The following is a 26,984-nucleotide window of genomic DNA, read 5'->3' as shown; positions in this document are numbered from 1 at the left end:
ACAGCTCACATCTGTCGGCCGGCTCCTGCGACCAGCCCTTCCGCACTGCGCGCTGCCACCGCTGCGGCTTTCGCAGTGAACGGATCGAGCAGCGGATGTTCGGCGCGGGATCGCCAGTGCCGCACCGCATCGACGGCCGCAGCGCGGATCTCGGCAGGTGACGCGTCGTCGGCGAGACCGAGGCGCCGGGTGGCGCCGATCCCGGATCCACCGACCACGCGCTGCAGCGCCTGGACCTCCTCGTCGGGCAGTGACACCGACGACGACCGCAGTCTGCCCAGCAGGCGGAGTTCGGCGAAGCCGTGGTCGTCGGCCAGTTCGCGTCGCACGGCTCCCAGCAGCTCGTGGTCGCCGCACGCGTGCAACACCCGCTCGAGCGCCAGCAGCGCCGAATGGGTCTTGAGCTGATCGGCACGCTGACCGAACTGCACGTCGATGACCTGACGCAGCTCGTCGAGCCCGCTGCGCGCGACGAGTTCGGCGGCGAGGGACGGTGAATCGCGCGCGCCGAGCTGCACGAGCAGCACTGCGGTGCGGATGCCGAACAGACCGAACCGGTCGACGAGACGCGCCCGCATCCCGGGGTCGACGGGCAGGTCGACGTCGGGCCGCGCGAAACGGTCGGCCGACAGCATCGCGACCTGCAGTTGTTCCACCGGCACCTGTGCGAGCGCCTCGAAGGCCGCGAACTCGTTCTGCCGCAGGGTCCGTGCGGCGAGGGCGAGCAACCCGGCGACCGGCACGACCGCCTGGCACAGTCCGGTGCGTTCGAGTTCGTCGGTGAACCTCGCCGCGACCTGCTTCGCCGACATCATCGCGTCGGCACGACCCGCACCGACCTCGTCGGCGCGCGATACCACCCCGACGATGCCGAGCGGTCCCGATCCCCCGCCGACGTGCCGGCCGATCCGTTCGAGGAACTCGACGTCGGCGGCTCCGAGCGAACGCATCAGGTAGACGACGGCGTCGGCACCGGAGGCCGATTCCTCCGGGGTGAGCAGCGCCAGGGTCCGCGCCGACACGTCCTGCGACAACGACGACGTGCCCGGGGTGTCGATGATGGTGGTCTGCGCCAGCGCGCTGGCCGGCCATTCGACGTCGATGAAGTCGACGCGGTCGGCGGTGAGTTCGCCGAGGTCGAAGGTCAAACGGCCGTCGGGACGCTGCACGGGCACCGGCATGCGGCGGTTCCCGTCGTACCAGGCGTTCACCGTCGGCACGGGTCCGTTGCGGTACCAGGTGACGACGCGCGTGCACTCCGTCGCGTCGGTGGGCGCGATGTCCTGTCCTACAAGCGCATTGAGTAGGGTCGACTTGCCGGCCTTGAGCGATCCGGCGAGCGCGATCCGCAACGGCTGATCGAGTCGCGCGGCGCAGTGGTCGAGCCGGTCCGCGACGGCCGGGTTCCCGCCGTACGACGCGCGTGCCCGGTCGAGCAGGTCGCGGGCGCGCGAGAGAGTCGGGGTCACGCCGACACTCCCGCGAGTTCCGCGGCGCGCTCGCGCAATCGGCCCAGTTCCGCGACCTGCGTGTCGAGTTCACCGATCCGACGGCGGCGTTCCTGTTCCTGCACGGTCGCGGCCTGGCGGGCCGCTTCGAGCGACTCGTCGAGCGAACGTAGTGTCTGCTCTGCGATCTCGGTGAAGTGATCGCGCAACTGACGCTGGATGAGCCGGAGCCGGTCCTTCGATTCCTTGCCGACCTGGAAGCTCACGTCGTCGGTGAAGGCGCGGATCGCGCTCTTCGCGTCGACGCGGCGCTTGGCGAGCCGCACCTGCTTGTCGTCGCGATACGCCTTGGTACCCAGGACGACTCCGGCTCCCACCGAGATCGGGTTCACGAGCGCCATCCCCATCAGGGTGGTGACGAGACCGAACATCAGCACGCCACCGTAAGAACCCTTCATGCCGACGAGTACCTTCTGACCGATACCGATCCGGCCCGATTCGAGATCGGACAGGTTCTCGACGGGCTCGAGCAGTCTCGACAGGTCGCCGAGATGCAACGACGGCAAGGAGTCGTCGTCGAGTGCGAAGTGCTCGGCGACCTTGCCTGCGAGCGCCTCGGCGCGTTCGTGCGCCCACACGAAGTTGTCACCGACGGATTCGGCGACCTGTTCGGCGAGCCACTGCCCCAGCCGCGGCCATTCCTTGCCCGGATCACAGTCGTCCACGGACGCTTCGGCGTCGCGGGTCACCGTGCGCAGCCGGTCGCGCAGGTCGTGGTCGATGTCGGCCGCGAGATCGGCGATGCCGTCCGACAACGTGATCTGCCACCGCGCCGCCCGCGTCCGCAATGCCTCGGTCGCGGCGCGTGCCCGGTGCAGGTCCTCGATCGCGGCGTTCCCGGAGTCGGGGTCGCGCAGGGCGGCGAGTTCGCTCTCGCATCCGAGCGCGAGATGGTCGACGACGGTCTTCACGTCGTGCGCCACCGACAGTCGGGCCGAGTCGGCGTTGCGCGCGACCACCTGTTCGCGCAGGAAGTCGTAGATCGCGTCGAAGCCGGATTCCTGCTGCAGCGAGGCGTCTTCGGTGCGCAGGGCGTACTCGCGCAGCAGGGACGAGACGGGCAGCAGCGGCAGGTCGATCCCCGCTCGCTGCAGGTGTTCGCGGTCGGCGTCGACGATCGCGCGCCAGTGCGGATACACGTCCGTCTTGGTGACGAGCACCGCCGACGCCGGGCACAACGTCTGCACCTGTCGCAGGAACGACATCTCCGGTGCGGTGAACTCCTGACTCGCATCCGAGACGACGAAGACCGCATCCGCGGTGGCCAGGAGCGTCAATGTGGCTGCTGTGTGCGGATTTCCGTGGCCTCCCACACCCGGGGTGTCGACGAACACGAGTCCGTCGGCGAGCAGCGGACTCGGCACACTCACCTCGAGCCGGTCGACGTCCCGGCCGGCGCTGCGCGGCGCGACCTGCTGCAGGTCGTCGAAGGGCACGGCGATGCGCGGCGCCGAACCGGTCGGGACGAGTTCGGCGGACGGCTCCTGCCCGTGTTGCACGAGCGTGGGGACCGCGGTGGTCTCGTCGTCGCCGACGGAACACACCTCGAGGCCGAGCAGAGCGTTCACGAACCGGCTCTTGCCCTGGTTCAGACCCCCGACGACGACCACCCGCAGTCGCGGGTCGGAGACCTTCGTGCGGGCGGCCGTCAACCGGTCGGTGAGATCGTTGCGCCCGGCGCTGCGAGATCGCGCGATCGCGGAGTCGATCAGGTCGAGGAGCGCTCGGCGTCTCGAAGGATCGGATGGATGCTGCGTATCCGGTGAATGCTGCATGGGCTGCGTCGACTCGCCTTCCGTCGGTGCGGGCTCCGGACATTATGTCCCGGAGCCCGCACCGCTGCGGGTCAGGGCAGCAGTTCGTCGAGCTCGGTGGAGTCGGTGGCGCCGAGAGAGGAGTCGCCGCCGAGACCGGAGGTCGCGGTGAGACCACCCTCGCCGAACAAGCCCGCAGCTCCCGAGGCAGAGCCGAAGACGTCCTCGCCGACCGATGCCCAGCTGTCCGCACCGCCCGACAGGGCCGTATCGACCCCGCCCGACAGGGCCGTATCGACCCCGCCCGACAGGGCCGTCCCCACCTGCGTGGACAGCTCGGCACCGAGGTCGGCTGCGCTCTCCAGACCGCCGGAGACACCGAGGTCGGCAGCCGCGCCCAGGTCTGCTGCACCACCGAGATCCAACCCGTTCTCGAAATCGGTGGCTGCACCCAGATCGACGGACGTTCCCAGTCCACCGGCCGCGCCGATCCCCGAGCCGATCGCCGCGCCGAGGTCCGCTCCCACGTTCACTCCGGCCCCGAGTTCCGCCGCCGCGTCCAGTGCGCCGTCGAGGGCGTAGCCGAGCTGACCGGTGGCTTCGGCACCGGCATCGAGGCTGCCGCCGATCGTCGACGCGAGCTGCGTGCCGAGATCGGCCCCCGCATCGAGGGACGCCGACCCTGCGGCCGTCTCGAGTGCACTGCCGAGTTGCAGGCCGAGCTCGGCGCCGGCCGAGCCGCCGGTCGCGAAGGTCGAGCCGAGGACGGACGACAGATCCGATCCGAGGTTCGTCCCCGCCTGCACGGTCGAATCGACGGTCGCGCCGATACCGGTGGTCGAGCCGATGGCGACGTTCAGCGCCGACGACAGTTCGGTGGCCGCGGTGGTCTCGAGGCCGAGCGCACCTCCGAGCACCCCGCCGACCAGCGTGCCGAGTTCGACGCCCGCCCCGGCCTCAGCGTCGATCTCACCGCCACCCGAGAGGACCGCGTCGAGGTCGACACCGCCGAGCAGACCGCCCTGCGCGCTGTTCTCGATGACGGTCCCCAGCGCGGCGCCGAGATCGGCCGCAGCTCCACCGCCCGCTCCGAGCAGGGCCGAGAGGGACGCACCGAGGCCGAGCGTCGCGCCCACACCGGCGTCGAGACCGGCGGAAAGGTCGGTTCCCAGTCCGGCGCCGAGATCGGCCACACCACCGAGGACGCCGCCCAGGCTCGTGCCGAGCGCGCCGGCCAGTTCCGTGCCCACGCCGAGAACGCCACCGAGGGTCGTGCCGAGTGCGGCACCGAGTTCGGCGCCGCCCTCGAGGGCCGCGGTGAGTTCGGTCGAGAAGGTGCCGCCGACGTCGACGGCCGATTCCAGCAGGCCACCGAGGGCAAGCCCGATGTCGGCGCCGAGGGTGCCGCCGATGCCCAAGGCTCCTTCGAGGGTCGTGGCGAGATCTGCGCCGAGGCCGCCCGAGGCCTCGACGGCCGCGTCGATCGCCGCGGCCAGGTCTGCAGCGGCACCGACGCCCAGGCCGAGCCCACCTTCGAGCGCTCCGGCCACGGCACCTCCGACGTCGAAGGATCCGCCGAGTGCGAGGCCTGCGTCGAGAGCACCACCGAGCGCTGCACCCAGGGAAGCGCCGAGTTCGCCACCGGCTTCGAGCGCCGCTCCGAGCTGCGCACCGAGGTCGACGACGATCCCGGTCTGCGCGCCGACGGTCCCGCCGAGGTCCAGTCCGCCGCCGAGGTTAAGTCCACCACCGAGACCCAGGCCCCCACCGAGGCCTGCTCCGACACCGAGGCCCAGGCCGGCGGCGCCACCGAGGCCCAGGCCGGCGGCGCCACCGAGGCCCGCTGCTCCGCCCAGACCGGCTGCGGCGGTGCCTGCGATCGACGCCCCGACGTTCGCCGCACCGTTCAGCGCTGCGGTCAGTTCGGCGGCGGTTCCGGCGAACAGACCACTGTCCGCAACGAGCGGGGCGACGGCGACGATGTCGGCGTGGCACACGCTGTCCAATCCGGCTTCGGCGAGGACGGCCTCGGGGTTGTTGCAGTACCGGGCGAGTTCCTTCTCGTCACGGAACAGGCTGAGGATGAAGTCGAGTACGGCGTTGGTGGCCATCGCGTGTCTCCTGAGTCGTCGGGATCTACGGACGACGCTACGAAACGGCCGGTCGCGGGCACAGGGGGTGCGGCCCCCTGTCCGCCGTCACCCGTTAGGGGATCGGGGTTCGGGGGCGTGGGGGTCGTTAGGGGACAGTCCCTACGATCGGGCCGGTGGCGGCGTGGGCGCTAACGGGCCGCGCGGCGGGAACGACAGGCTCATCGAGACCGAACGGTGGAACGAGATCGCGGACCGATGTCCGCCCAGAACACGGGAGCGTGCATGTATTCAGGACTCGGCGTCACGATCGGGGCGGCCAACTCGGTGGCCCTCACCGTGCTCGACCAGCCCCGAGCCGGCGATCCCAGCGTTCTGTCGGTCCCCACCGAACTCCACCTCCCCGAGGGCGGAGCCTTCGTCCTCGGCGCCGGTACCCCGGCCCCCGGTGCGCAGGTGTTCTCCGGCTATGCGGCCCGGGTCGGCGATCCGGTCGGCATCCTCGCCGACGACGGCTCCACCTATCTCGGTGAGGATCTCGTCGCGTCGACCGTGGCCTGCCTGCAGTACCGCACCGGCACCTCCGATGTGCCGACGATGCTGGCACATCCCGCCGCGTGGTCGGCTCACACCGTCGAGGCCTTACAGGCGGCACTCGTCCGCGCCGGCGTGACCGCACGGACGATCCCCGAACCGATCGCGGCGGTGCGCTGGCTCGACGCCACACACGGGCCGCTGGGAGACGACGTCACGGTGGTCTACGACCTCGGTGCGCGCAGCCTCGACGTCACCGTCGTGCAGGGCGGCGCCCATCCCATGCTGCTGGGCCGCCCGTTGAGCAGCGACGACGTCTCCGGCGACCATTTCGACCATCTCGTCACGACCTATCTGCTGGAAACGCTCGGCGGGGACTCGACCGGCCTCGATCCGTTCGATTCCGCGACCGTCGCGGCACTCGCCGACTTCCGCGGCCGGTGCCGCGCGGCGAAGGAGGCACTGTCCAGCGACACCGAGACGGTGGTGCCGGTCGCGCTGCCCGGCCTGCACCGCGACCTGCGTCTGGTGCGCAGCGAGTTCGAGGAACTCGCCCGGGAACCGCTCGGGGCGTCGCTCGCCGTGGTGCAGGACGCGATCCGCGGGGCCGGGCTCGATCGTGCGGACATCGGACGCGTACTGCTGATCGGTGGTGGCTCGTCCACCCCGCTCGTCGCCGAACTGATCTCGTCGGAGCTGGGTCTGCCGATTGCCTCGTCGGCGCGACCGGCCTTCACCGCAGCGCATGGAGCCGCGCTTGCAGCAGCCGCGGACGGTGCCCCGACTGCCGCGGTGCCGATGGCGCCTCCTGCACCTGTCGTCGACGACGAGCCCGAGACCGTCGCGCTCCCGGTGGTGCCCGCCGCTGAGGCGCCGCCGGTCGCCGCCGCGCATCGGCCTGCGGTCGTCGACACCGGGTCCGGCACGCCCTCACGCGCCCGTGCCCGCTCGTTCGCGCTGGTGGGTGCCGCTGTCGCTGCCGTCGTCGTCCTCGCCGGGGGTGGACTGGCGATCGGCACCCTGTCGTCGGAGGCCGAGACACCCGGTTCGGAGGTGGGTCCGTCGAGCGAGGTCGTGGCCGGCAACTCGACCACCACCGCGACCGTCCCCGGTACGACCGTTCCCGGCACGACCGGCGCGCAGCCGTCCGAGGCGGGAACCACCGTCCCGATCGGGGTGCAGGGACCGGACGGCACCGTGACCGCTGTCCCGGTCGCCGCGACGCCCGCTTCCGGCGCCGCACCCACCGGCGCTGTACCTGCGCCGGACCCGACCGCACCCGCGCCGGTAGCACCCGGTCGAAGCCCGCAGGCACCCCAGCCTGCGCCGCAACCCGCTCCTGTTCCGGCCCCGGCGCCCGCCCCTCAGCCTGCGCCGCAACCGACCCCGCCGAGCACGGGTGGCAGCGGCGTCGGCGACGCCCTGTCCGGCGCAGGTCAGGGTGCCGGTGCGGTCGTCGAGGGTGTCGGTAACGGCGTCGGCGGGGTGCTCGACGGCACCGGCAACGTGGTCGGGGGTGTCCTCGACGGCACGGGGCAGGTCGTCGGCGGACTGCTCGGAACCGGACGCTGACCGGTCCCGATGACGTCCGCTCCCGCTCCTCCGCGACGCCCGGTCCCACGGGAGGTCACGCGTGCCCTGACCGCGGCCGCTCCCCCGCGACTGCTGCTCGTCGGCGGCACCGGAAGCGGGAAGTCCGCTGTACTCGCTTCGCTCCGAACCGATCTCGGCGACACCCGCATCGTCGACGACGCGCACCGCATGACCGCCGCGGAACTGCACGAGCTCGTCGACCACGTCCGGAATGCGCCGACGGGAATCGTCGTGGCCACCGAAGCTCGACCCCACCGAGCCGAGATGCGTTCGCTGACCGCAGCGTTCGCGGGAAACGGGACAGTGGTGGAACTGGGCTCGTGGACGCCCCGTGAGATCGCCGGTCGCGCGGCATCGTTCGAGCTTCGGCTCGCGCCACCCCAGGTGCGTGCCCTGCACCGCCTGACGGGCGGCGTACCGCATCTCGTCGACATCGCCCTCGAAGCCGTGCGGACGGAGGCCGATGTCCGGCAGGCCGTCGAGGAGGGGATCGGCCGGCAACTCCTCGCCGATCTCGATCTCACCGCAGCCCTCGCGCTCGTCGATCTCGGTGCGGCTCTCGATCCCGGCGAACTCTCCGCCGTACTCGAGGTACCCGCCGAGCGGGCCCTCGATCTCGTCGACGCGGCCCGCGCGAGCGGTCTGCTCGGGGCCGATGCAGCGAGTCTCACTGCGGGAGCGAGCGGCGTGCCCGCCGCGGTCCTCGGGAGACACAACCTGTTCGCCGTCGCCCGCCGCCTCCTCGCGACACGCATCGACGCCGGAACACTCACGCCGCACCTCGCCCGGGGGCTCGCCACGATCGGCCTCACCGATCCGCATCTCGCCCGACGGCTCGTGGAGTTCGCGGTCGACGCAACGCCGCGCGAGGCCGCCGATCTTCTCGACGCCGCGGTACCGGCGGGAGCCGATCCCGATGCCCTCGCAGTGCGGCGCGCCGAAGTCGCCTTTGCGGCAGGGGATCTCGAGCGAGCCGAGCAGATCACCGACCGGCTGCTCGACCGCGCCGACACGGTGGACGTCGACGACGTGCGCGCCGCCACCCGGATCTCCGCGAGTATCGCCGCGCATCGCGGCATGCTCGACCGCAGCGCCGACCTGTTCGAATGGCTCGGCCCCGAACGGGTCGGTACGGACGCTCCTCTCGCCGCCACAGTGCTGCTCGCCGCCGGACGCCCCTCGGCCGCAGAACGTCTCCGCGGTGCCGCCGTCTCGGGTGCGCCGACCTCTGCGGCCTCCGCCGCACGACTGCTCGAGGAGGGCCTGCGCGAATCCGTCGGAGGCGACGGCCGGATCGCGATGAATCACCTCGCCCGCGCATTGACGAGCCTCGGATCCGACGGGTCGGTGCGCGCCTGGCCCGACACGGTCGACGCCGTCGCCGCGCTGCTGTGTCTGCACTCGGGCGAACTCGGGTACGCACGCGCGATCCTCGACCGTCCGGAGACTCCCACCGTGCGCAATCGCATCCTGGTGGCGTGGACCGAGATGCTCGGCGGTGATCTCACCGCCGCCGCGGCGACCGCCGAAGCCGTCGCTCCCGAGGTGACCGGGCAACGCAATCTCCTCTTCTTCCACGCCCTGCAGGTCGGGCTGGCGCGACGCAACGCCGACCTCGGAGCGTTGACGGTGCGATGGCAGGCCGCGCAGGCGGTCGTCGCCGAGTACTCCGTCGACCTGTTCGGATTGCTGCCCCTGGGTGAACTGTGGCTGGCCGCCGTCCGCCTCGGGGAGTCCGCGCGGGTCGCGCACCTCGTCGTCGGTGCCCGTGCGCTGCTCACCACCCTCGGCGAGCCACCGCTGTGGGGTGCGGCGCTGCACTGGTACGGAGTGCAGGCCGCGATCGCCGCGGACCGTCCGGCCGACCTTGTCCCGCACGCCCGCGCGCTCGCCCTGGCCGCGGAGACCACTGCCTACGCCGCGGTGCTCGCGCGGGCCGGGCATGCATGGCTCTCGGTGCTGCGCGGTGAGGTCGACGCGACGCGCATCCGCGAGGCGGCCGAGTCCCTCGCGTCCGTGGGTCTCCCGTGGGACGGCGCGAAGCTCGCGGGAGAAGCAGCGCTCCGGACGGACGACACCACCGTCGCCACCGGATTGCTGCAGGTCGCGCGGACGATCCGGCAGGACGGCCCGGCCGGTCGCGCACCGGTCGACGTCGCCCCCGCCGCTCCCCCGAGCGTTCCGGACGAATCACCCCTCGGCGCACGGGAGAAACCGGGTGCACTGTCCGAGCGCGAGGCGCAGGTGGCCGACCTGGTGGTTTCGGGCCTCACCTACCGAGAAGTCGGGAACCACCTGTACATTTCCGCGAAGACCGTGGAACATCATGTCGCCCGTATCCGGCGCCGACTCGGTGCCGGTTCCCGCTCGGAGCTCCTGTCACTGCTCCGAGCCATGGGGCACGGCGCAGATGTATCCCGTCACATGCACTCCGACCGGAATGGAGGAAAGCCGGCATGTCCGTAGGCGTAGGCCTGAGGGTGGGGACCACCGTGTCGTCGGTTGCGGTCACCTCACCGACGCCGGGACGGCCGGACCTCGCACCGATCGAGCGGTTCACCGCCGTCCACCTGCATTCCGACGGCACCGCGACGCTGGGCGACCACGACGTCGTCGACGGGCACACCAGTTCCTTCACCGGCTTCGTCGACCGCCTCGGCCACTCCGGCGGTGTCCGCGCCAACGACGGGTCACTCTCCCGCGCCGAAGACCTGGTCGCAACGGCCATGGAATGTCTCCTCGCCGACGCAGCCTCCCTCATCGGCGACACCCCGTACACGGCTGTGGCGACGCATCCCACCGACTGGCCGAGCTCGACGGTCGCGGTGCTGCGCAACGCCCTCGACTACGTCGGGTTGCGTCACGTCTCGCTCGTCTCCGACGCCGAGGCCGCCGCGGCATGGTTCGAATCGCAGGTCGCGCACCAGACCGGACGGCTCCTCGCGGTCTACCACATCGACCCGCAGGGCTCGACCGTCACGCTCGTGCGCTCTGGAGTCGCGGCGGGTAAGGCCTTCCGATTCCCTGAGGACGACGCTCCGTCGGTCGCCGCGCAGCTCTCGTCGGCGCTCGGCGCGTTCGGCTGGCTCGTGAGCAACCTCGACGCAATCGTCGTCACGATCGACGAAGCAGTCGATCCGAGCGCCGCGCAGCTCGTCGCACAGTCGGTGAAGACCGGTCTCGGTGTGCGGTGTGCTTTGGCGCCCGCCCCGCACCAGACGATGGTGCGGGGCGCCGCTCTCGCCGCGGCCGCCGGCTCGGTCGACCTCCTCGGTTCGACGCAGATCCTGCCCACCGCCAAGCTCACCGAACCGCGACGCAGCGAACTCGACCCCGAGATCACCGCGGTGATCTCGAAGATCACCGCGACTCCCCCTCCGGGCGCCACGCCCGCTGCCGCCGCGGCGAACACGCCGAAGGCGACGGTCGCCGCCGTCGCAGCCGGAGATGCCGCCGACGAGAAGCCCTCGGGTCGCTCGTCGAAGGTCACGGCCATCGCGGCGGCTGCGGCGATCGCGTTGCTGGTAGGCGTCGGCGCGTTGGTGTTCGGGCTGCGGGACTCCCCGACGGCCACCGCGGGCACGCAGGTCGCCGAGACCCCGACCGCTCCCGCAACCACGACGCCCTCGAAGGCGAGCAAGCCGCCGGCTCCCCGCAGCACCGAGGAGACCACCACCGAGGAGTCGACCGAGCCGGCCACCGCCGAGCAGGCGGTCCCGGTGGCCCCGCCGGTCGTGCAGCAGACCTGGGTCGATCCCACCACCGGCACGAGCGAACAGTCCTCTTCGTCGTCGTCGCCCGGCTCGACCACCTCGAGCACGTCCTCAACCACCTCGAGCACCGGCTGGTCGCGGCGGAACCAGCCCGATGATTCCTCGGGTGGCGGACGCGGCAGTGGTGGCAGTGGCGGGAGCGGTGGCAGTACCACCACCACGACGACCCAGCCGACGACCGCCCCGACCGATCCCGACCCTTCTGAGGAACCGCCCTCGACGGACATTCCGGAAACGACAGAGACTGAGACCGGCAGCTAGACAGCGCGGGTATCCGAGTGGTGACCTACGGCACTATCGGCGGTCGCCGGGCCGTCCCGTAGGCTGTCCCGCGGGTCGGCTCGCCGATTCCACGAAGCACCTGTTCAAGAGCACATCGAGCACACATGAAAGGCCTCCATGCGTCTCTCGTCGGCGTCGCGCGCCGCAGTCCGTTCCACCACCCGCCGCGTCGCAGTCGCAGCGGCCTCCGCGGTTCTGCTGGCTGTGCCTCTGAGCGCCACAGCGAACGCCGCGCCCGCCGAACAGTTGCCTTCCGCTGAACTTCCCGCCGAGCTCGTCGAAGCGATCCAGCGCGACCTGGGTCTGACGCCCGAGGAATACCTCGATCGCGCCGCGCGGGCGCAGGAACTCGGTGACTACGCCCGCGACTTCCGCTCCGAGCGTCCCTCCGAGTTCGCAGGCGCCTGGCTCGGCGAGGACGGCAAGCCCGTCATCGCCGTCACGAACCCCGAGGCCGCAGAGAAGGCAGCCCAGGACGGCTACCGGGCGACGGTCGCGCCGGTCTCGGCCGACGGACTCGAGCAGGCCCTCGCCGAACTGAACCGCTGGGTGGCGGGGCTCCCGCGCGAGGTGTCGTCGCAGATCAACTCCGCGTCGATCGATGTGCTCAACAACCAGATCGTCCTCGACATCGTGAACTCGCCGATCGGGCGCGCGCTGAACCTGCCGTCGCTGGTGGCGAACGTGCAGGTCCAGCTGTCGCCGGGCATGCCGCCGAACGATCCGGCCCCGATGGGTGGCGACACCTACATCACCGCCGACGGCGACGTCCGCGCCACGCCCATCGAGCGCATCGGCATCTGCTCGTTCGGCTTCAACGGTGTCGACGCCGACGGCGACGCCGTCAACCTCACCGCCGGTCACTGCGACGCGGTCGCTCGTTCCGACGGTGGTTCGACGGTCTACCTGCCCAACCGCGCGAACATCGACGAGAGCGTCCGGATCGGCAAGTTCACCGAGTCCACGGTCGGTACCGACAGCACCCTCGACTACGGCATCGTCTCGCTCGACAAGGCCGGCGTCGAGGCGGGCCTGGACCGCCCGTCGGTTCGCGGCGGCAACGGCTCGACCCTCACGGTCACCGGCACGGCCGTTCCGGTCGTCGGCGCGCCCGTCTGCAAGTCGGGCCAGTCGTCGTCGTTCACGTGCGGGCTCGTCGTCGCCGATCGCATCGAGACCCAGCTGACCTACGACTCGGGCTTCTCGAGCACCATCCGCGGCTTCGCGACCTCCGCCTGCACCCTCGCGGGTGACAGCGGTGGTGCCATCGTCACCGGCACCCTCGCTCTCGGCGTGATCAGCGGATCGAACAGCGCCGGCGCACCGAACTGCGTCGAGGCGAATCTGGTACTCGCGCCCAACGGTGGCACCTCCAGCCTCGGCATCCCGATCCAAGAGATCGAGAACGCCACCGGCGCCCGAGTTCGTACTGCGGCGAACCCGTCATAATGCCCGGAACACCCGGGCCGTTCGTCACAACAGTCACACGAGTCTCATACGTAACCGAGAAGTAGCTACGTACTTCCGCGATCACCCCTTAGGATCGGACGGACGCCGATCCGCGGGGGAACGGCGCCTTCGCGCGTGCATGCGCGAAGGAACGAGAAAGGTATCCATGCGACGCACCTTCGCACGTCGGACGGCCGTCATCGGTTCGACCGCACTGCTGCTCCTCGGCCCTGCCGTTGCCATCGCGCAGGCCGAACCCGAGACCGAACCGGCGCAGACATCGTCTCTGCCGGCCGAGCTCGTCGAGGCGTTGCAGCGCGACCTGAACATCGATGCCGAGCGCTTCCTCGCCGATGCGCAGCGCAGCCAGGATCTCGCCGCGTTCGCCGAGAAGGCACGGGAGCAGTTCGAAGCCGTCTTCGCCGGTGTGTGGCTGGACGACCAGGGCACCGCCACCGTCGGCCTCACCGAAGGTGACGGCTTCGAGGAGGCCCGCAAGGCTGCCGAGGATGCCGGATTCGCCGTCGCCGAGACCGAGCGCAGCGAGGACGCCCTCGAAGATCAGCTCGGCGCGCTGGGCGACTGGCTCGAGACCCAGCCGCCCGCCGTCGCCGACGTCATCCGCGGCATCGCCATCGACGTGGTCAACAACGATGTCGTCGTGCGCACCGACAACGTGTCCGGCGTCGAGCTCCCCGACTTCCTCGACGGCGTGCGCGTGCTGTTCGCTCCCGCCGAACTGACCCCGGAGGGCGCAACCGACCTGCAGCCCATCGCCGGTGGTCTCGGCGCGCCCGACGCGCTCTTCGGCGGCGACGCCTACGCCGCGCTCGGTGCCGGCGAAGGGCTCCGCTGCTCGCTCGGCTTCAACGCCGAGGACGGCAGCGGACGTCCTGTGAACATCACCGCCGGTCACTGCGACCCCAACCGCGCCCAGGCCGGTACGCGATGGGCGTCCCAGGTCCACCAGCTCGTCGGCGACAACCTGGGTCAGCACCTCGGCTCGTTCGAGAAGACGGTGCTCGACCGCAGCGACTACGCGCTGATCCGTCCCTCCGCCGAGGCCGCAGCCCGCTTCGAGAACAACGGCGTGCGCGTTCCGTTCGCCGCTCCGCTGACCATCACGGGCGTCGCGGATCCCGTCGTCGGCGCTCCGGTCTGCAAGTCGGGCCTGCGCACCGGCTACAGCTGCGGCGTCGTGACGGCCGCCAATCAGAACGTCGAGATCGGCCACCGCGTGCTCGAGAACGGCTTCTCTACCAACCTGTGCGCCCTGCAGGGCGACAGCGGTGGCACCCTCGTCACCGGCACTCTCGCCCTCGGCATCTCCAGCGCCTCGAACGTCGGCCAGTACGGCATGTGCGAGATCGCCGGGTTCGTCAGCGGCCTGCTCGGTGAGAGCCCTGAACTGTTCGCCACGCCGATCAAGACGGTCCTGGCCGAGAACCCGGGCCTGAAGGTCCGCACCTGGTAATCCCCAGAACATCACGAAGGTCCGCTTCCCACGGGGAGCGGACCTTCGTCGTTCGTCGGGGCGTACGGCCGTGCCGGTCGACGCGGGCTCGGGGCTGCTTGCGGAAGCCCCGGAATGGCCCTGAATCCCGATGGTGAAACGTCTCCGAGCTGCGATTCCCAGGAAGCTGACCACGTCCGGGATGTTGCGCCGAATGTCTGTTTAGCGTGGGTTACGATCCTCGCACCCCGGCCGATAGCGCCATCCCTCGAAAGGACTTCACTTGAGCAGCGAGATCTTGATGACCAGCCTCGAACTCGGCTTCGACATCCTTGGCTATGTCTGGGACATCATCCGCCACGGCAGCCGACTCATCGGGTCCATCTAGAGACACCCAATTCGAGCTGAAAGCCCTGTCCGTACTTCCGGACAGGGCTTTTCTGTGCGCGTTCCGACGCCCGGACAGAGAACGGCCGCTGTAAGGAGCTCGTCCTTACAGCGGCCGTTCGAGTTCGAATGCCTAGCCGACTGGAATCAGTTGGCGTAGACCGTGGTGCCCGGGGGCGCGGCAAGGGTCTGGATGAGACCGATGCCTGCAATGATCAACGTCGGACCACCGGCGACAATAGTGCCGATGACGCCGCCGATACCGGCACCCAGCGGGATCGAAGCCAGGCCCACAGGGCCGCCGAGCAGGCCGAGACCGCCCACCACGGCGCCGATGATGGTTCCGGCCAGGCCGCCGACCGCAGTCGCGATACCCAGCTGCGACGCGAAGTTCTGCTGAGCCTTCAGGTTCTCGTCCGGCGAAGCGACATCGGTCAGCTTCAGGGCGACCGGCGTGAGGCTCGCGCCGACCTTGTCCTCAGGGTCGACGGGGGTGGCCTTCGACAGGTCGGTGACCGGGGTCAGCGTGAGGGTCTTGCCGTCCTCGCTGATCTGACGCTCGAAGGGGAGCTGCAGATCGCCGAGCTGGATGGCCAGAGGCAGGCTGAGAACAGTGTTGCCGGCGTTGTCCTGAAGTTCGACGCTCTCGCCGTCACCGGAGACCTGGAACTCGCCTGCGTCGATGACGGTGACCACCGAGTCGCCCTCGATCTTGGACTCGTAGTTGATCTCGTCCTGCGCAGCGGGCGCCGCGTACGAGGTACCGGCTGTGATGCCCATGGCGGCGATCGTCATCGTCGCCACAGCGGCAAGCTTCTTCAGCTTCATACTTTTCCGTTCTGTGACATGGCGCACGCCTGTTAAGACGCCCCCATTCTGCTGTATCGACCTGGAGTTCTACGTCCCCCGACGTGTACATCCCACGTGCGAACCCCACGTACCGGGCAAATCATAACCGACATCACATCCGGAGCGTTATACCCCTTTGTCCGAATGGACACCGCATCGTGGCCGGTAGAGCGTGTCGTGACCTCCGTGTGACATACGCCTCGTTTCGGGCGAGTTAGGACATCCTGCGCGACGGCGGTATCGCGTTTGACCTCTAGCGTGTCCGGGCACACGGTCTCCGATTCGACGCAGATTTTGCTACTGGCGGGTAACTCCAGTTCAGACCAAGTTACCGGTGGGTAACTTAGCTTGCGTTACGATGCGGTGACTCATACCAGGCGGCACGACGCCGCCCCCGACACGAAAGGCCACGTATGAATGCCCTGACGATTACGTTGGGCACGATCGGCGTGCTGCTGAGCCTCGTGTGTTGGTTCGCGTTCATCAGCGGCGCATTGAAGATGGTCAACACGATCCGGGTCGGCCAGCCGGCCCCGGACCGCTGGCGGCCGTTCTTCCCGCGCTTCAAGCAGATGGTCGTCGAATTCCTCGCGCACACGAAGATGGTCAAGTTCCGGACCGTCGGCTGGGCGCACTGGCTGGTGATGGTCGGCTTCATGCTCGGCGCGATCGTCTGGTTCGAGGCCTACGGCCAGACGTTCGACCCGAGCTTCCACTGGCCCCTCATCGGTGACACCGTCGTCTATCACTTCATCGACGAGATCCTCGGCCTCGGCACGGTGATCGGCATCCTGACGCTGATCTACATCCGCCAGCGCAATCATCCACGTCAGCCCGGTCGGATGTCGCGCTTCAGCGGCTCGAACTTCAAGGCCGCCTACTTCGTCGAAGCGGTCGTGCTGCTCGAGGGCCTGGGCATGATCCTGGTGAAGGCCGGCAAGATCGCCACCTACCACCACCACAACGCCTACACCGACTTCTTCACGATGCAGGTCGCCCGGATCCTTCCGGAGAGCCCCGAACTCGTGTCGGTCTTCGCGTTCATCAAGCTCATGTCGGGCATGGTGTGGCTCTACATCGTCGGCCGCAACATCACGTGGGGTGTCGCATGGCACCGCTTCTCGGCCTTCTTCAACATCTACTTCAAGCGTGAGGACGACGGCGGTCCCGCTCTCGGTGCCGCACGTCAGATGATGTCCGGCGGCAAGCCCGTCGACATGGAAGACGCCGATCCGGACAAGGACACCTTCGGTGCCGGCCGCATCGAGGACTTCACGTGGAAGGGCTGGCTGGACTTCACGACCTGCACCGAGTGCGGTCGTTGCCAGTCGCAGTGCCCCGCCTGGAACACCGGTAAGCCGCTGTCGCCGAAGCTGCTCATCACGTCGCTGCGCGACCACGGTTACGCCAAGGCTCCCTACCTGCTCGCCGGTGGTCGCACTGATCTCGGTGGCGACGAGGTCGGCCTGGTCGACGCCGAGGGCAACCCGGACGAGGCCAAGCTGGCGAAGATCCCGGCGTCGGCTCGCGAGGAGTCGGGTCGCAAGCTCGTCGGCGAGACCGAGGGACTGCTGGAAGCAGGCGAGCTCGCTCCCGTCATCGACACCGAGACCCTGTGGTCGTGCACCAACTGTGGTGCGTGCGTCGAGCAGTGCCCGGTGGACATCGAGCACGTCGACCACATCATCGACATGCGTCGCTACCAGGTGCTCATCGAGTCGGACTTCCCGTCCGAGCTCGCGGGTCTGTTCAAGAACCTCGAGAACAAGGGCAACCCCTGGGGGCAGAACGCCAAGGACCGTCTCAACTGGATCAACGAGATGGAGTTCGACATCCCGGTCTTCGGCCAGGATGCCGACAGCTTCGACGGCTACGAGTACCTCTTCTGGGTCGGCTGTGCCGGTGCCTACGAGGACCGCGCCAAGAAGACCACGAAGGCCGTCGCCGAGCTCCTCGCGACCGCCGGCGTGAAGTTCATGGTCCTCGGCGCCGAGGAGACTTGCACCGGCGACTCCGCTCGCCGCGCGGGCAACGAGTTCCTGTTCCAGCAGTTGGCGCAGCAGAACATCGAGGTCCTCAACGGTGTGTTCGAGGGCGTCGAGCAGAGCAAGCGCAAGATCGTCGTGACGTGTGCGCACTGCTTCAACGCGCTGAACAACGAGTACCCGCAGGTGGGTGGCAGCTACGAGGTCGTCCACCACACGCAGCTGCTCAACCGTCTGGTGCGGGCGAAGAAGCTGGTCCAGGTCAAGGCCGTCGGCCAGGACGTGACCTACCACGACCCGTGCTTCCTCGGACGGCACAACAAGGTCTACAACGCTCCGCGTGAGCTGATGGCGGCGTCGGGTGCGAAGCTCGTCGAGATGCCGCGTCACGGCGAGCGGTCCATGTGCTGTGGTGCCGGTGGTGCCCGCATGTGGATGGAGGAGAAGATCGGTAAGCGCATCAACATCGACCGTGTCGACGAAGCGCTCACCACGAATCCCGCCAAGATCGCGACGGGCTGCCCGTTCTGCCGCGTCATGCTCACCGACGGTGTGACGGCGCGTCAGGAAGAGGGCAAGGGCGAGGGCGTCGAGGTCATCGACGTTGCGCAGCTCATGCTCGAGTCGATCTCTCGCGTCGAGGCCGCGAAGCTCAGCGACAACCTCAAGGTGGTCCAGCAGCCGAAGACTCCGGTCGAGGTCGAGGAGACCGCGGAAGAGGTCGAGAAGGAGCGCGTCGAGGAGGTCGAGGCGGCAGCGGCAGCGCCGGCTGCTCCGAAGACCACCGGTGTCCCGAAGGCCGGCGGCCTGCAGATGAAGGGCGGCCTCAAGGCTCCGGGCGGACCGAAGGCACCCGGTGGCGCGAAGGCTCCTGCTGCTGAGGCAGCCGAGGCTCCGGCAGCTCCGAAGGCGAAGCCGGGCGGCTTGCAGATGAAGGGTGGCCTGAAGGGTCCGGGCGCGAAGAAGGCTGCGGCTCCGGCCGCGTCGTCCGAGGCTTCTTCTGCTCCTGAGGCCGAGGCACCGGCAGCGCCGAAGGCTAAGCCGGGCGGCCTGCAGATGAAGGGCGGTCTCAAGGCACCGGGCGCGAAGGCCCCGGGCGCTGCGAAGCCGGCCGCACCTGCTGCTCCCGCCGCTCCTGCCGAGTCGTCGGAAGCTCCCGCTGCCGAAGCACCCGCGGTGCCGAAGGCGAAGCCGGGCGGACTGCAGCTCAAGAGCGGCCTGAAGGGACCGGGCGCCAAGAAGGCGGCTCCGGCGGCGTCCGCAGCTCCGGCTGCACCTGCCGAGGAGGCACCTGTTGCCGAGGCTCCCGCGGCGGAGTCGTCTACGGCCGAGGCGCCTGCTGCGGAGCAGCCGAAGGAGTCGGTGATCCCGAAGGCGAAGCCGGGCGGACTGCAGCTCAAGAGCGGTCTGAAGGGTCCGGGCGCGAAGAAGGCTGCGCCTGCCGCTCCGGCGAAGGCGGAGCCGACGCCGGAACCCGAGCCGGTCGCCGAGGCTCCGGCTGAGCCCGAGGCGCCCGCGACCGCGGCGAAGCCGGAGGTCGAGGCACCGAAGGCGAAGCCGGGCGCGCTCGGCTTCAAGCCCGGCGCGAAGGCACCTGGCCGCAAGTAGGTACGCAACGCGAGGTTGAGGCTCGCAACGCTGGCAGTGACTGCTGGCGTTGCGAGCCTTACTTCTTTGTTGCGTACCTCCCCGTCGGCCCACTCCCCCGCGCCGCCCGTGCGAACGCCTCCCGCACCTTCGTTGCGACGGCGCCGCGGGTCCCGAGGTCCTGCCACGTCCACCGCACCACCGTCCACCCCGCGTGACGCAGTGCGTCCTCCCGCAGCTTCTCGCGGTAGACCACGTCCTCGGCGGCGGTGGTCGCGACCCCGTCGCGGCGGTACTTGATCCGACCGTCGAACTCGCCGATCACACCGTGCTCCGGCCACAGGAAGTCGACGCGAGCGAGCCACCTGCCGTCGGCGCAGAAGACGTCCACCTGCGTGAGCGGCATCGGGATCTGCTCACGGACGAACAGAACCCTGCTCCGCGACTCGCCGGCGCTGTCGCTGCACCCGCTCGACAGCTGCACGGCACGACGCGCATGCGCGATGCGGGGATGACTCCCCATCCGTTCCACGGAACGGGTCAGCTCGTCGGAGGCAACCAGCCCCGCTCGCAGCGCACTGTCGGCAAGTACGACGGCCTGCTCCACCGGCACCGTTGCGGCCACATCCGTGATCGTCCGTGCGACCGACAGCACCCGCGCTCCCCTCCGATCCACGACGTCCGCCTCACGGAAGAGCGCCGCGTGCATGGCGCGGCCGGGCGTCCTCCGCGCTCCACTCGGCGCGTTGCGGGTGAGGTGCACATCGTCGAGTGGGATCTGCCAGACGTCGAGCCCGTGCAGCACCGCGGCCGATACGTGGCTCAGCGCCGAGGTCGGTCCTGCATTGGCGATGAACGCCCGTGCCCGAAGAGCATGTCGAGCGTGATCGTCGGCCCCCGCATATTGGTCGGACTGGACGAAGACTCCCGACGCGAGCCGAGTCCACGTTCCGTTCCGCACCAGACGTCGGATCTCCGCATCGGTGACGCCGCGCGCATTTGCCTCGCGCCGCAGAATCAACTCCCCCATGGCGCCTAGCATCGCCCGTCGCCCCGGGCCGCAGGTGCCTACGAGGACGAATCGGCCGGATCTGTGGATGAACCGACCGCCTGTGGATGAACCGTCAGGAGACGCCGATCGCGGGGCCGAGGACGGGCCACGAGTTGTGCAGGTCGTCCTGCCAGTAGCCCCAGTTGTGGGTGCCGTCGTCGTGGATGTCGATGGTGGCGGGGATGCCCAGTTCGTCGAGGCGCGTCGCCATGCGTCGGGTGCAGTCGGCCGCTGAGGCTTCGATGAGTCCGCCCTTGATGACCACGTCGGTAAGGTCTTCCTCGTCCTTGATCCACTCGGATTCGAGATTGTCGTAGCGGCCGGGCAGGCCGGTGCGCGACGACAGGTACAAGGTGGTGCCGCGCAGTTTCTCGGCGTTGACGTAGGGATCATTGGCGACCCAGGTGGGGTCGTCGAACGGACCCCACATGTTGAGCGGGTTGCCGAAGAAGCGGGCGGTGGCGGCGCCGGCGTCGGCGTCGGCGAAGATCTCGGGATCGAATTCGCCTCGGACGTCGACGTACTGGGCGATGGTCAGTGGAATGTCGCCGAGCAGATGCTGGGCGAACCAGATCCCGCGTTGGGCCGACGAGAGCGGGAAACCGTCGCCGGTCTCCCCGACATGGCGCCTAACTGCGACCACCGTATCGTGCCTGAATCGCATTTCGTTTCTCAGGCTCAATATTGATTCGCGAGAAATCGTGACTGTAGTGCTCGAGCAGTCGCGGGTCCATGATGCGCCGCCACAGCGGCGGGAACAGAGCCAGGATGATCAATACCGCGTAACCGGCGGGTAGCTGCGGCGCCTGCGGCATCGACCGCAGGGTCTGGTAGCGGCGCAGCGGATTGGCGTGATGGTCGCTGTGCCGTTGCAGGTTGTAGAGGAACAGGTTGGAGCACACGTGGTTGCTGTTCCAGCTGTGCTGGGGCTGCACGCGTTCGTAGCTGCCGTCCGGTCGCTTCTCGCGCAGCAGCCCGTAGTGCTCGAGATAGTTGGCGCCTTCGAGGAACATGATCGCCATGACGGCCTGGACGACGAGCCACGGAGCGATCGACCAGCCGAACACGGCGATGAGCACCGCGTAGAGGACGACGCTCAGCGCCCATGCGTTGAGGATGTCGTTGTGCCGCAGATTCCAGAACGACGTGCCGCGACGTTCGAGCCGGCCCTTCTCGTAACGGATCGCGGAACGGAGGCTGCCGAACACCGAACGGGGCAGGAAGCGCCAGTAGCTCTCTCCCATGCGGGCGGTGGCCGGGTCCTCCGGGGTCGCCACACGGGCGTGGTGCCCCCGATTGTGTTCGACGTAGAAGTGGCCGTAGAACGACTGGGCGAGCGCGATCTTCGCGAGGCGCCGCTCGATGGTGGTGCGCTTGTGTCCGAGTTCGTGCGCCGCGTTGATGCCGACACCGCCGACGATGCCGAGTGTGGCGGCCATCGCGAATCGTTCGGCGCCGCCCATGGGCTGCGACACCCACATCCAGCACCCGAATGTCAGGCCCGCGTATTGCAGTGGGAGATAGAGATAGGTGCAGTAGCGGTAGTACCGGTCGTTCTCGAGCGTCCGCATCACGCTCTCGGGCGGATTGCTCGTGTCCAGCCTCGCGAACGCGTCGACCAACGGGCAGACGACGGCGATGACCAGTGCACCGGTGGCCCAGAAGACGCCGAGGTGGAGGTATTCGACGAGGAAGTAGGCGATGAAGGGGCTCAGGGGGACGACGAGTCCGTACAGCCAGAGGCGTTTCTTGGGGTCGGTCCATCGATCGTGTGTCGCACTGCGAGGAGTAGCCGAATCCACAAACACCAATCCCCCAGGAAGGAAGAACCGTCCGGTACGAATCCCCCCGCACCGGAGAAAACAAACTGTTACCCCCACGAACCGGATATACCTTACAAGCAGTACTTACCGACGGGTAGGCCTACGCCTCCCGGCTGTGACGGAGAGCACACGACGACGGCGCCGCACCGGAAGTGCGACGCCGTCGAACGCGGAATTCTCGAAAGAGTGCGACCTAGATGGCGCGCACACCCTGAGCCTGCGGGCCTTTCTGCCCCTGGCCGATCTCGAACTCGACTCGTGCCCCCTCGTCCAGGGTCTTGAAGCCCGAACCCTGGATCTCGGAGTAATGGACGAAAACGTCTGCTCCCCCACCATCCTGCTCGATGAAGCCGAAGCCCTTTTCCGCGTTGAACCACTTGACAGTGCCCTGCGCCATACCACTTGCTCCTTGCATTCCCCCACGTCACCCCGACGTGAGGCCTAGATGGACCTCGATCATCGCATTGATCCGGACATTCGTCGCGCCTTGTTTCCCAACTCGTTACCGCAACCGGCAAAACGCGGATGAAATCCTGTTGCGGCACGGTGGCACGATGTAAGCCGTGACTATCGAGGAGCAAGGCCAACTTCACCATCACATCAGCCGTCGGCTCGAGCAGTCGTCGAAGCTCCAGAACGTGCTCTACGAGATCCGCGGGCCGGTGCACGCCCACGCCGCGCGGCTCGAGGCCGAGGGGCATCGCATCCTCAAGCTCAACATCGGCAACCCCGCGCCGTTCGGGTTCGAGGCGCCCGACACGATCGTGCAGGACATGATCGCGGCGCTGCCCCACGCGCAGGGCTACTCGGAGTCCAAGGGCATCGCCTCCGCCCGTCGCGCGATCGTCACGCGCTACGAGCTCGTGCCGCGCTTCCCGAAGTTCGACATCAACGATGTCTACCTGGGCAACGGAGTCTCCGAGCTCATCACCATCACCATGCAGGCCCTGCTCGACGATGGCGACGAGGTGCTCATCCCGGCACCCGACTACCCGTTGTGGACGGCGATGACCTCGCTCGCCGGTGGCACCCCCGTGCACTATCTGTGCGACGAGACCAACGACTGGAACCCGGATCTCGACGACATCGAGTCCCGGATCACCGACCGCACCAAGGCGATCGTGGTGATCAACCCGAACAACCCGACGGGCGCCGTGTACTCGCACGAGGTGCTCGAGGGGATCGTGCGCCTCGCGCGCAAGCACCAGTTGCTGCTGCTCGCCGACGAGATCTACGACAAGATCCTGTACGACGATTCGAAGCACATCTCCCTCGCCTCGCTGGCCCCCGACCTGCTCTGCCTGACCTACAACGGCCTGTCGAAGGCGTACCGGGTCGCCGGCTACCGGTCGGGCTGGATGGTCATCACCGGCCCGAAGGATCACGCAGAGGGCTTTCTCGAGGGCGTCGACCTGCTCGCCTCGACCCGCTTGTGCCCCAATGTGCCGGCCCAGCACGCCATCCAGGTGGCGCTCGGCGGCTATCAGAGCATCGAGGACCTGGTACGGCCCGGTGGGCGCCTGCTCGAGCAGCGCGACGTCGCGTGGGAGCGCCTCAACGCCATCCCGGGCGTGAGCTGCGTGAAGCCGCGCGGTGCGCTCTACGCCTTCCCGCGTCTGGATCCGGAGGTCTACGACATCCACGACGACGAGAAGCTCGTGCAGGATCTGCTGCTGCAGGAGCGCATCCTCGTCACGCAGGGCACGGGCTTCAACTGGCCGAACCACGACCATCTGCGCATCGTCACGCTGCCGTGGGCACGCGACCTGGCGGTGGCGATCGAGCGGATCGGTAACTTCCTGTCCTCCTACAAACAGTAGGAACAGGGCTTCCGACCCCGGGCTGGCAATCGTTGCCGAACAGTTATGTTGTCCCTTTCGGGACTAAAGTCCCTGTTTGGAGGCACGGTCGACCTACCCGAACGGACAGTTTGTCGGCTTCGTGACCATCGACACATGCCAACCCCTCCCCAACCCGGGTCGGAACCAGTAATTTGTCTGATGGCACTAAGCACTACGCACTGTGCCGGGCTCCCTGATCGATCGCCATCCCCCCTGTGCGAGATCAGGTGACGGTGGCGGGGACACCCCCCTGCTCCCCGCCACCACCAGCCCCAACCATCTCGCCTCTTGGCTAGCCTGTCCGGGTGAATCACGGACACGGCCATGTCGGCCACGGACACGGCCACGGGCAGGACGAAAGTCCCATCCCACTCGGACCCATCGCCGCGAAGATCGTGGTCGGCCTGCTGGCTGCGATCGGTCTCCTGGTGCTCTTCGGCACCGCCCTGTTATGGCCGAGCAGCCGTGCCGTGGACATCCCCGCCCCCTTTCAGACGAGTAGCGGCGGCGCGGTCGTCACCGAAGCCGGAACGGTCGTCGAGCAGAACACCGGCCCGTGCGGCAGCGCGTCCTTCGGGCGCGTCTTCACCGGTGAGCCGTCCCCTCCCTCGAGCAACGCCTTCGACTGCGAACGCAGCATCGTCGCCATCGAATCCGGTCCCGACGACGGTGCCCGGACCCTCCTCGAGGTGATCCCCGGCCCGGGTCAGCCCGAACTACAGGCCGGCGACGAGATCCGTCTCGTCCGCCAGACCGATCCGGCGGGCGCCACCCAGTACTCCTTCTACGACTACGCCCGCGGCTTCCCGCTCGCGCTGGTGGTCGCGGTGTTCGCTGTCGTGGTGGTCGCCATCGCCCGCTGGCGCGGTCTGCGGGCCCTGATCGGCCTGGTGGTCGCGTTCGGTGTGCTGGTGGTGTTCATGCTCCCGGCGCTCCTGGACGGCAAACCCGCCGTGCCGGTCGCACTGGTCGGCGGTGCACTGATCCTCTACGCGGTGCTGTATCTGGCGCACGGTGTGAATCTGAGGACCAGTTCGGCGCTGCTCGGCACGCTCGCCTCGATGGTCGTCGCGGCCCTGCTGTCCTACGTCGCGATCCGCATGACACATCTGACCGGTCTGTCGGAGGAACAGAACACCGACGTGCAGCTGTACATCGGGCACGTGTCGATTTCGGGCCTACTGCTGGCGGGATTCATCATCGGCTCGCTCGGTGTGCTCAACGACGTCACCATCACGCAGGCGGCGTCGGCCTTCGAACTCGCCGGGCTCGATCCCGAGTCGTCACGTCGTGAGATCTTCTCGGCGGCGATGCGCGTGGGCCGCGACCACATCGCCAGCACCGTCTACACGCTCGTCCTCGCCTACGCGGGCGGCGCGCTGCCTCTCCTGCTGCTGTTCTCGGTGGCCGGGCGGTCGATCACCGATGTGATCACGAGCGACGCCGTGGCGATCGAGCTGGTCCGCGCATGCGTCGGCGGCATCGCGCTCACGTTGTCGGTGCCGCTCACCACGGCGATCGCCGCCGTGCTCGCGCGTACGGACGCCCCCGGACAGCAGACGGGTGGCCGGCACGCGCGACGCGCGTGAGCGGGTGACTCAGGGAAGCCGGATCTGCGGCAGCGGCGGCAGCTCGATCGTCGGCAGCGGCGGCAGCGTCGGGACCGGCACTCCCAGCCCCGGGATGGTCGGAGGCGGAGCGGGCGGAGGTTCGGGGGCCGGCGGAACCGGGCGCGGTGAATGGGTGGTCGGAGCCGGCTCCTGCTCGACCGTGGTGGTCGTGGTGACCTGCGTGGGCGCTACCGCCGGCGCGGGGTTCTGCCGCGGCGGGTTGGTGGTCGTCGGGATGTACGACTGGGTGGGGCTCGTCTCGTCGGTCGACGAACTCGTGAAGCCGGTGCTCAGCGCCACGCCGATGACCGCGACGACCGCGAGAGCCGTGCCCGCGATCCCGGCGCCGGAGATCTGCCTGCCGCTGACCGACGGACCGCGACCGGCCAGCGACGACCACCACGGCTTCTTCGCGTCGGCGGACTCCGCACCGGTGGCGGCAGCCGTGGGCGCAGCGGCCGCGGCGGCGACGACCGGGATCTGCTCGGTGTCGGCGCTCGTCGACGGGGGCTGACCCGGCACGATGCGCGTGAGGGTGCTCACCGGTTGCGAGGTGGCCGGTTGCGCGGCGGCCAGGGCCCCGCCCTTGGCGAGGACGAGTTCGGGCTCGTGCGGCACCACCAGGGGCAGGCCGAGCCAGGAGCGCAGCACCTCCTGCACGAGCGGGATGTGCGCGCCGCCGCCGAGCAGGACCACGGCCTCGGGGTTGCGACCGGCACGGGAGATCACCTGGTGCACGAATTGCGCCGACGACTCGACGCACTGCGCGATGAGCGGATCGAAGGTCTCGCGCGACATGAGCACGACCCCTGCCGCGCCCGGCACGGCCACGGTCTCGCTCTGCGAGAGCTTCTCCTTGGCCTCGCGGCACTGGGCCGACAATTCGTCGTCGGTGGCGGGGTCGTCGGGGCGCCACACACCGTTGGTGTCGAGCTGGTGGTCGCGGATCACGTTGTCGAAGACGCGGCCGCCGATGCTGTCGGTGCGTTCGGCGAGCACCTCGCGGGAGACGAGGTCGACGACGGTGACGGTGAGCCCGGCGTCGCCGAGGTCGTAGAAGACGGCGGTGTTGCTGCCGAGCTCGCCGGTGGCCTGCAGATAGGTGACGGCGGCTTCGGGTTCGGAGACGAGCAGGTAACGGTCGATGTGCTCGACGGCCATTGCCGCGCGCAGGCGCTCGCCCTGGGCCTGGTCGCGATACACCAGTCCCACCCGCTCGATCGGATCGCCCGCCACACCGGTCTGGAAGAGCACCCCGAGGGTGCCTGCCGCCAGCCGCGCCGGATCGTCCTTACCGGTTTCGACCACCTGGAACTGGAACCCCGCCGTCGGGGTCGTTCGATCCACCGGCCGCACCACCCGAACGGCGCTCTCCCCCACGGTCACACCGAGAATAGAACTCATCAGCCGCCTTC

17 protein-coding genes are annotated in these 26,984 nt (G+C 69.0%); 8 read left to right on the top strand and 9 right to left on the bottom strand.

The window, feature by feature from the left end:
- Window positions 1–5 precede the first annotated feature (5 nt).
- From NVV99_RS16460 to NVV99_RS16450, 3 genes are all read right to left on the bottom strand, one after another.
- On the bottom strand, window positions 6–1,469 hold the full coding sequence (locus NVV99_RS16460; RefSeq protein WP_019291019.1) for a dynamin family protein: 1,464 nt from the start codon (window positions 1,467–1,469) through the stop codon (window positions 6–8).
- Complete coding sequence (locus NVV99_RS16455; RefSeq protein ID WP_024101924.1) at window positions 1,466–3,283, bottom strand: dynamin family protein; 1,818 nt, start codon at window positions 3,281–3,283, stop codon at window positions 1,466–1,468. Before NVV99_RS16455 ends, NVV99_RS16460 begins: the two co-directional genes overlap by 4 nt.
- A gap of 71 nt (window positions 3,284–3,354) precedes the next feature.
- Window positions 3,355–5,373, bottom strand: a complete 2,019-nt coding sequence (locus NVV99_RS16450) for an IniB N-terminal domain-containing protein (RefSeq protein ID WP_024101925.1) — start codon at window positions 5,371–5,373, stop codon at window positions 3,355–3,357.
- 264 nt (window positions 5,374–5,637) lie between these two features.
- On the opposite strand from NVV99_RS16450, the gene NVV99_RS27105 reads away from it, so the two are divergent.
- The 5 genes from NVV99_RS27105 (at window position 5,638) to NVV99_RS16425 (ending at window position 14,457) form a co-directional block, all read left to right on the top strand.
- Window positions 5,638–7,458: an Hsp70 family protein gene (locus NVV99_RS27105; RefSeq protein WP_024101926.1), complete on the top strand. Its 1,821-nt coding sequence runs from the start codon at window positions 5,638–5,640 to the stop codon at window positions 7,456–7,458.
- A 9-nt stretch (window positions 7,459–7,467) separates the two neighbouring features.
- Complete coding sequence (locus NVV99_RS16440) at window positions 7,468–9,945, top strand: LuxR C-terminal-related transcriptional regulator (RefSeq protein WP_024101927.1); 2,478 nt, start codon at window positions 7,468–7,470, stop codon at window positions 9,943–9,945.
- Entirely contained in the window at window positions 9,936–11,513 is a 1,578-nt protein-coding gene (locus NVV99_RS16435; protein ID WP_024101928.1) for a hypothetical protein, read from the top strand. The genes NVV99_RS16440 and NVV99_RS16435 overlap by 10 nt, the downstream gene beginning before the upstream one ends.
- 138 nt (window positions 11,514–11,651) lie before the next feature.
- A complete protein-coding gene (locus tag NVV99_RS16430) occupies window positions 11,652–12,983 on the top strand; it encodes a S1 family peptidase (protein ID WP_006553037.1) in 1,332 nt (443 codons plus the stop codon).
- A gap of 166 nt (window positions 12,984–13,149) precedes the next feature.
- A complete protein-coding gene (locus tag NVV99_RS16425; RefSeq protein WP_260782946.1) occupies window positions 13,150–14,457 on the top strand; it encodes a S1 family peptidase in 1,308 nt (435 codons plus the stop codon).
- 513 nt (window positions 14,458–14,970) lie between these two features.
- Here the strand turns inward: NVV99_RS16425 and NVV99_RS16420 are convergent.
- Window positions 14,971–15,651, bottom strand: a complete 681-nt coding sequence (locus tag NVV99_RS16420) for a hypothetical protein (RefSeq protein WP_064256520.1) — start codon at window positions 15,649–15,651, stop codon at window positions 14,971–14,973.
- Between the two features lie 434 nt (window positions 15,652–16,085).
- Here NVV99_RS16420 and NVV99_RS16415 point away from each other — a divergent pair, with 434 nt between their 5' ends.
- Window positions 16,086–19,265 (top strand): (Fe-S)-binding protein, encoded by a 3,180-nt coding sequence (locus tag NVV99_RS16415; protein WP_260782945.1) that lies wholly within the window; start codon window positions 16,086–16,088, stop codon window positions 19,263–19,265.
- 58 nt (window positions 19,266–19,323) lie between these two features.
- On the opposite strand, the gene NVV99_RS16410 is transcribed toward NVV99_RS16415, so the two are convergent.
- The 4 genes from NVV99_RS16410 to NVV99_RS16395 all read right to left on the bottom strand — a co-directional run bounded on the left by NVV99_RS16410 (window position 19,324) and on the right by NVV99_RS16395 (window position 22,515).
- Window positions 19,324–20,274 (bottom strand): hypothetical protein, encoded by a 951-nt coding sequence (locus NVV99_RS16410; RefSeq protein WP_138844359.1) that lies wholly within the window; start codon window positions 20,272–20,274, stop codon window positions 19,324–19,326.
- A 94-nt stretch (window positions 20,275–20,368) separates the two neighbouring features.
- The gene (locus NVV99_RS16405) at window positions 20,369–20,938 is read right to left on the bottom strand and encodes an alpha/beta hydrolase-fold protein (RefSeq protein ID WP_260782944.1); all 570 of its coding nucleotides are present in this window, start codon (window positions 20,936–20,938) and stop codon (window positions 20,369–20,371) included.
- Window positions 20,925–22,097 (bottom strand): alkane 1-monooxygenase, encoded by a 1,173-nt coding sequence (locus NVV99_RS16400; protein ID WP_064256517.1) that lies wholly within the window; start codon window positions 22,095–22,097, stop codon window positions 20,925–20,927. Before NVV99_RS16400 ends, NVV99_RS16405 begins: the two co-directional genes overlap by 14 nt.
- Window positions 22,098–22,311: 214 nt before the next feature.
- Window positions 22,312–22,515, bottom strand: coding sequence for a cold-shock protein (locus NVV99_RS16395; protein WP_006553044.1), 204 nt, complete (start codon window positions 22,513–22,515; stop codon window positions 22,312–22,314).
- A gap of 172 nt (window positions 22,516–22,687) precedes the next feature.
- On the opposite strand from NVV99_RS16395, the gene NVV99_RS16390 reads away from it, so the two are divergent.
- Together NVV99_RS16390 and NVV99_RS16385 are read left to right on the top strand one after the other, a co-directional pair.
- Window positions 22,688–23,938, top strand: coding sequence for a pyridoxal phosphate-dependent aminotransferase (locus NVV99_RS16390; protein ID WP_050993582.1), 1,251 nt, complete (start codon window positions 22,688–22,690; stop codon window positions 23,936–23,938).
- 326 nt (window positions 23,939–24,264) lie between these two features.
- Window positions 24,265–25,548, top strand: coding sequence for a YibE/F family protein (locus NVV99_RS16385; RefSeq protein ID WP_260782943.1), 1,284 nt, complete (start codon window positions 24,265–24,267; stop codon window positions 25,546–25,548).
- Between the two features lie 9 nt (window positions 25,549–25,557).
- Here the strand turns inward: NVV99_RS16385 and NVV99_RS16380 are convergent, their stop codons facing one another.
- A complete protein-coding gene (locus NVV99_RS16380) occupies window positions 25,558–26,973 on the bottom strand; it encodes an Hsp70 family protein (protein ID WP_041803446.1) in 1,416 nt (471 codons plus the stop codon).
- Between the last annotated feature and the right edge of the window lie 11 nt (window positions 26,974–26,984).

Origin of the sequence: Rhodococcus sp. PAE-6, from assembly GCF_025290685.1 — a bacterium.
GTDB lineage: Bacteria > Actinomycetota > Actinomycetes > Mycobacteriales > Mycobacteriaceae > Rhodococcus > Rhodococcus pyridinivorans.
The sequence above is the reverse complement of the archived record's forward strand: the minus strand, read 5'-3'. Positions and strand labels throughout refer to the sequence as shown.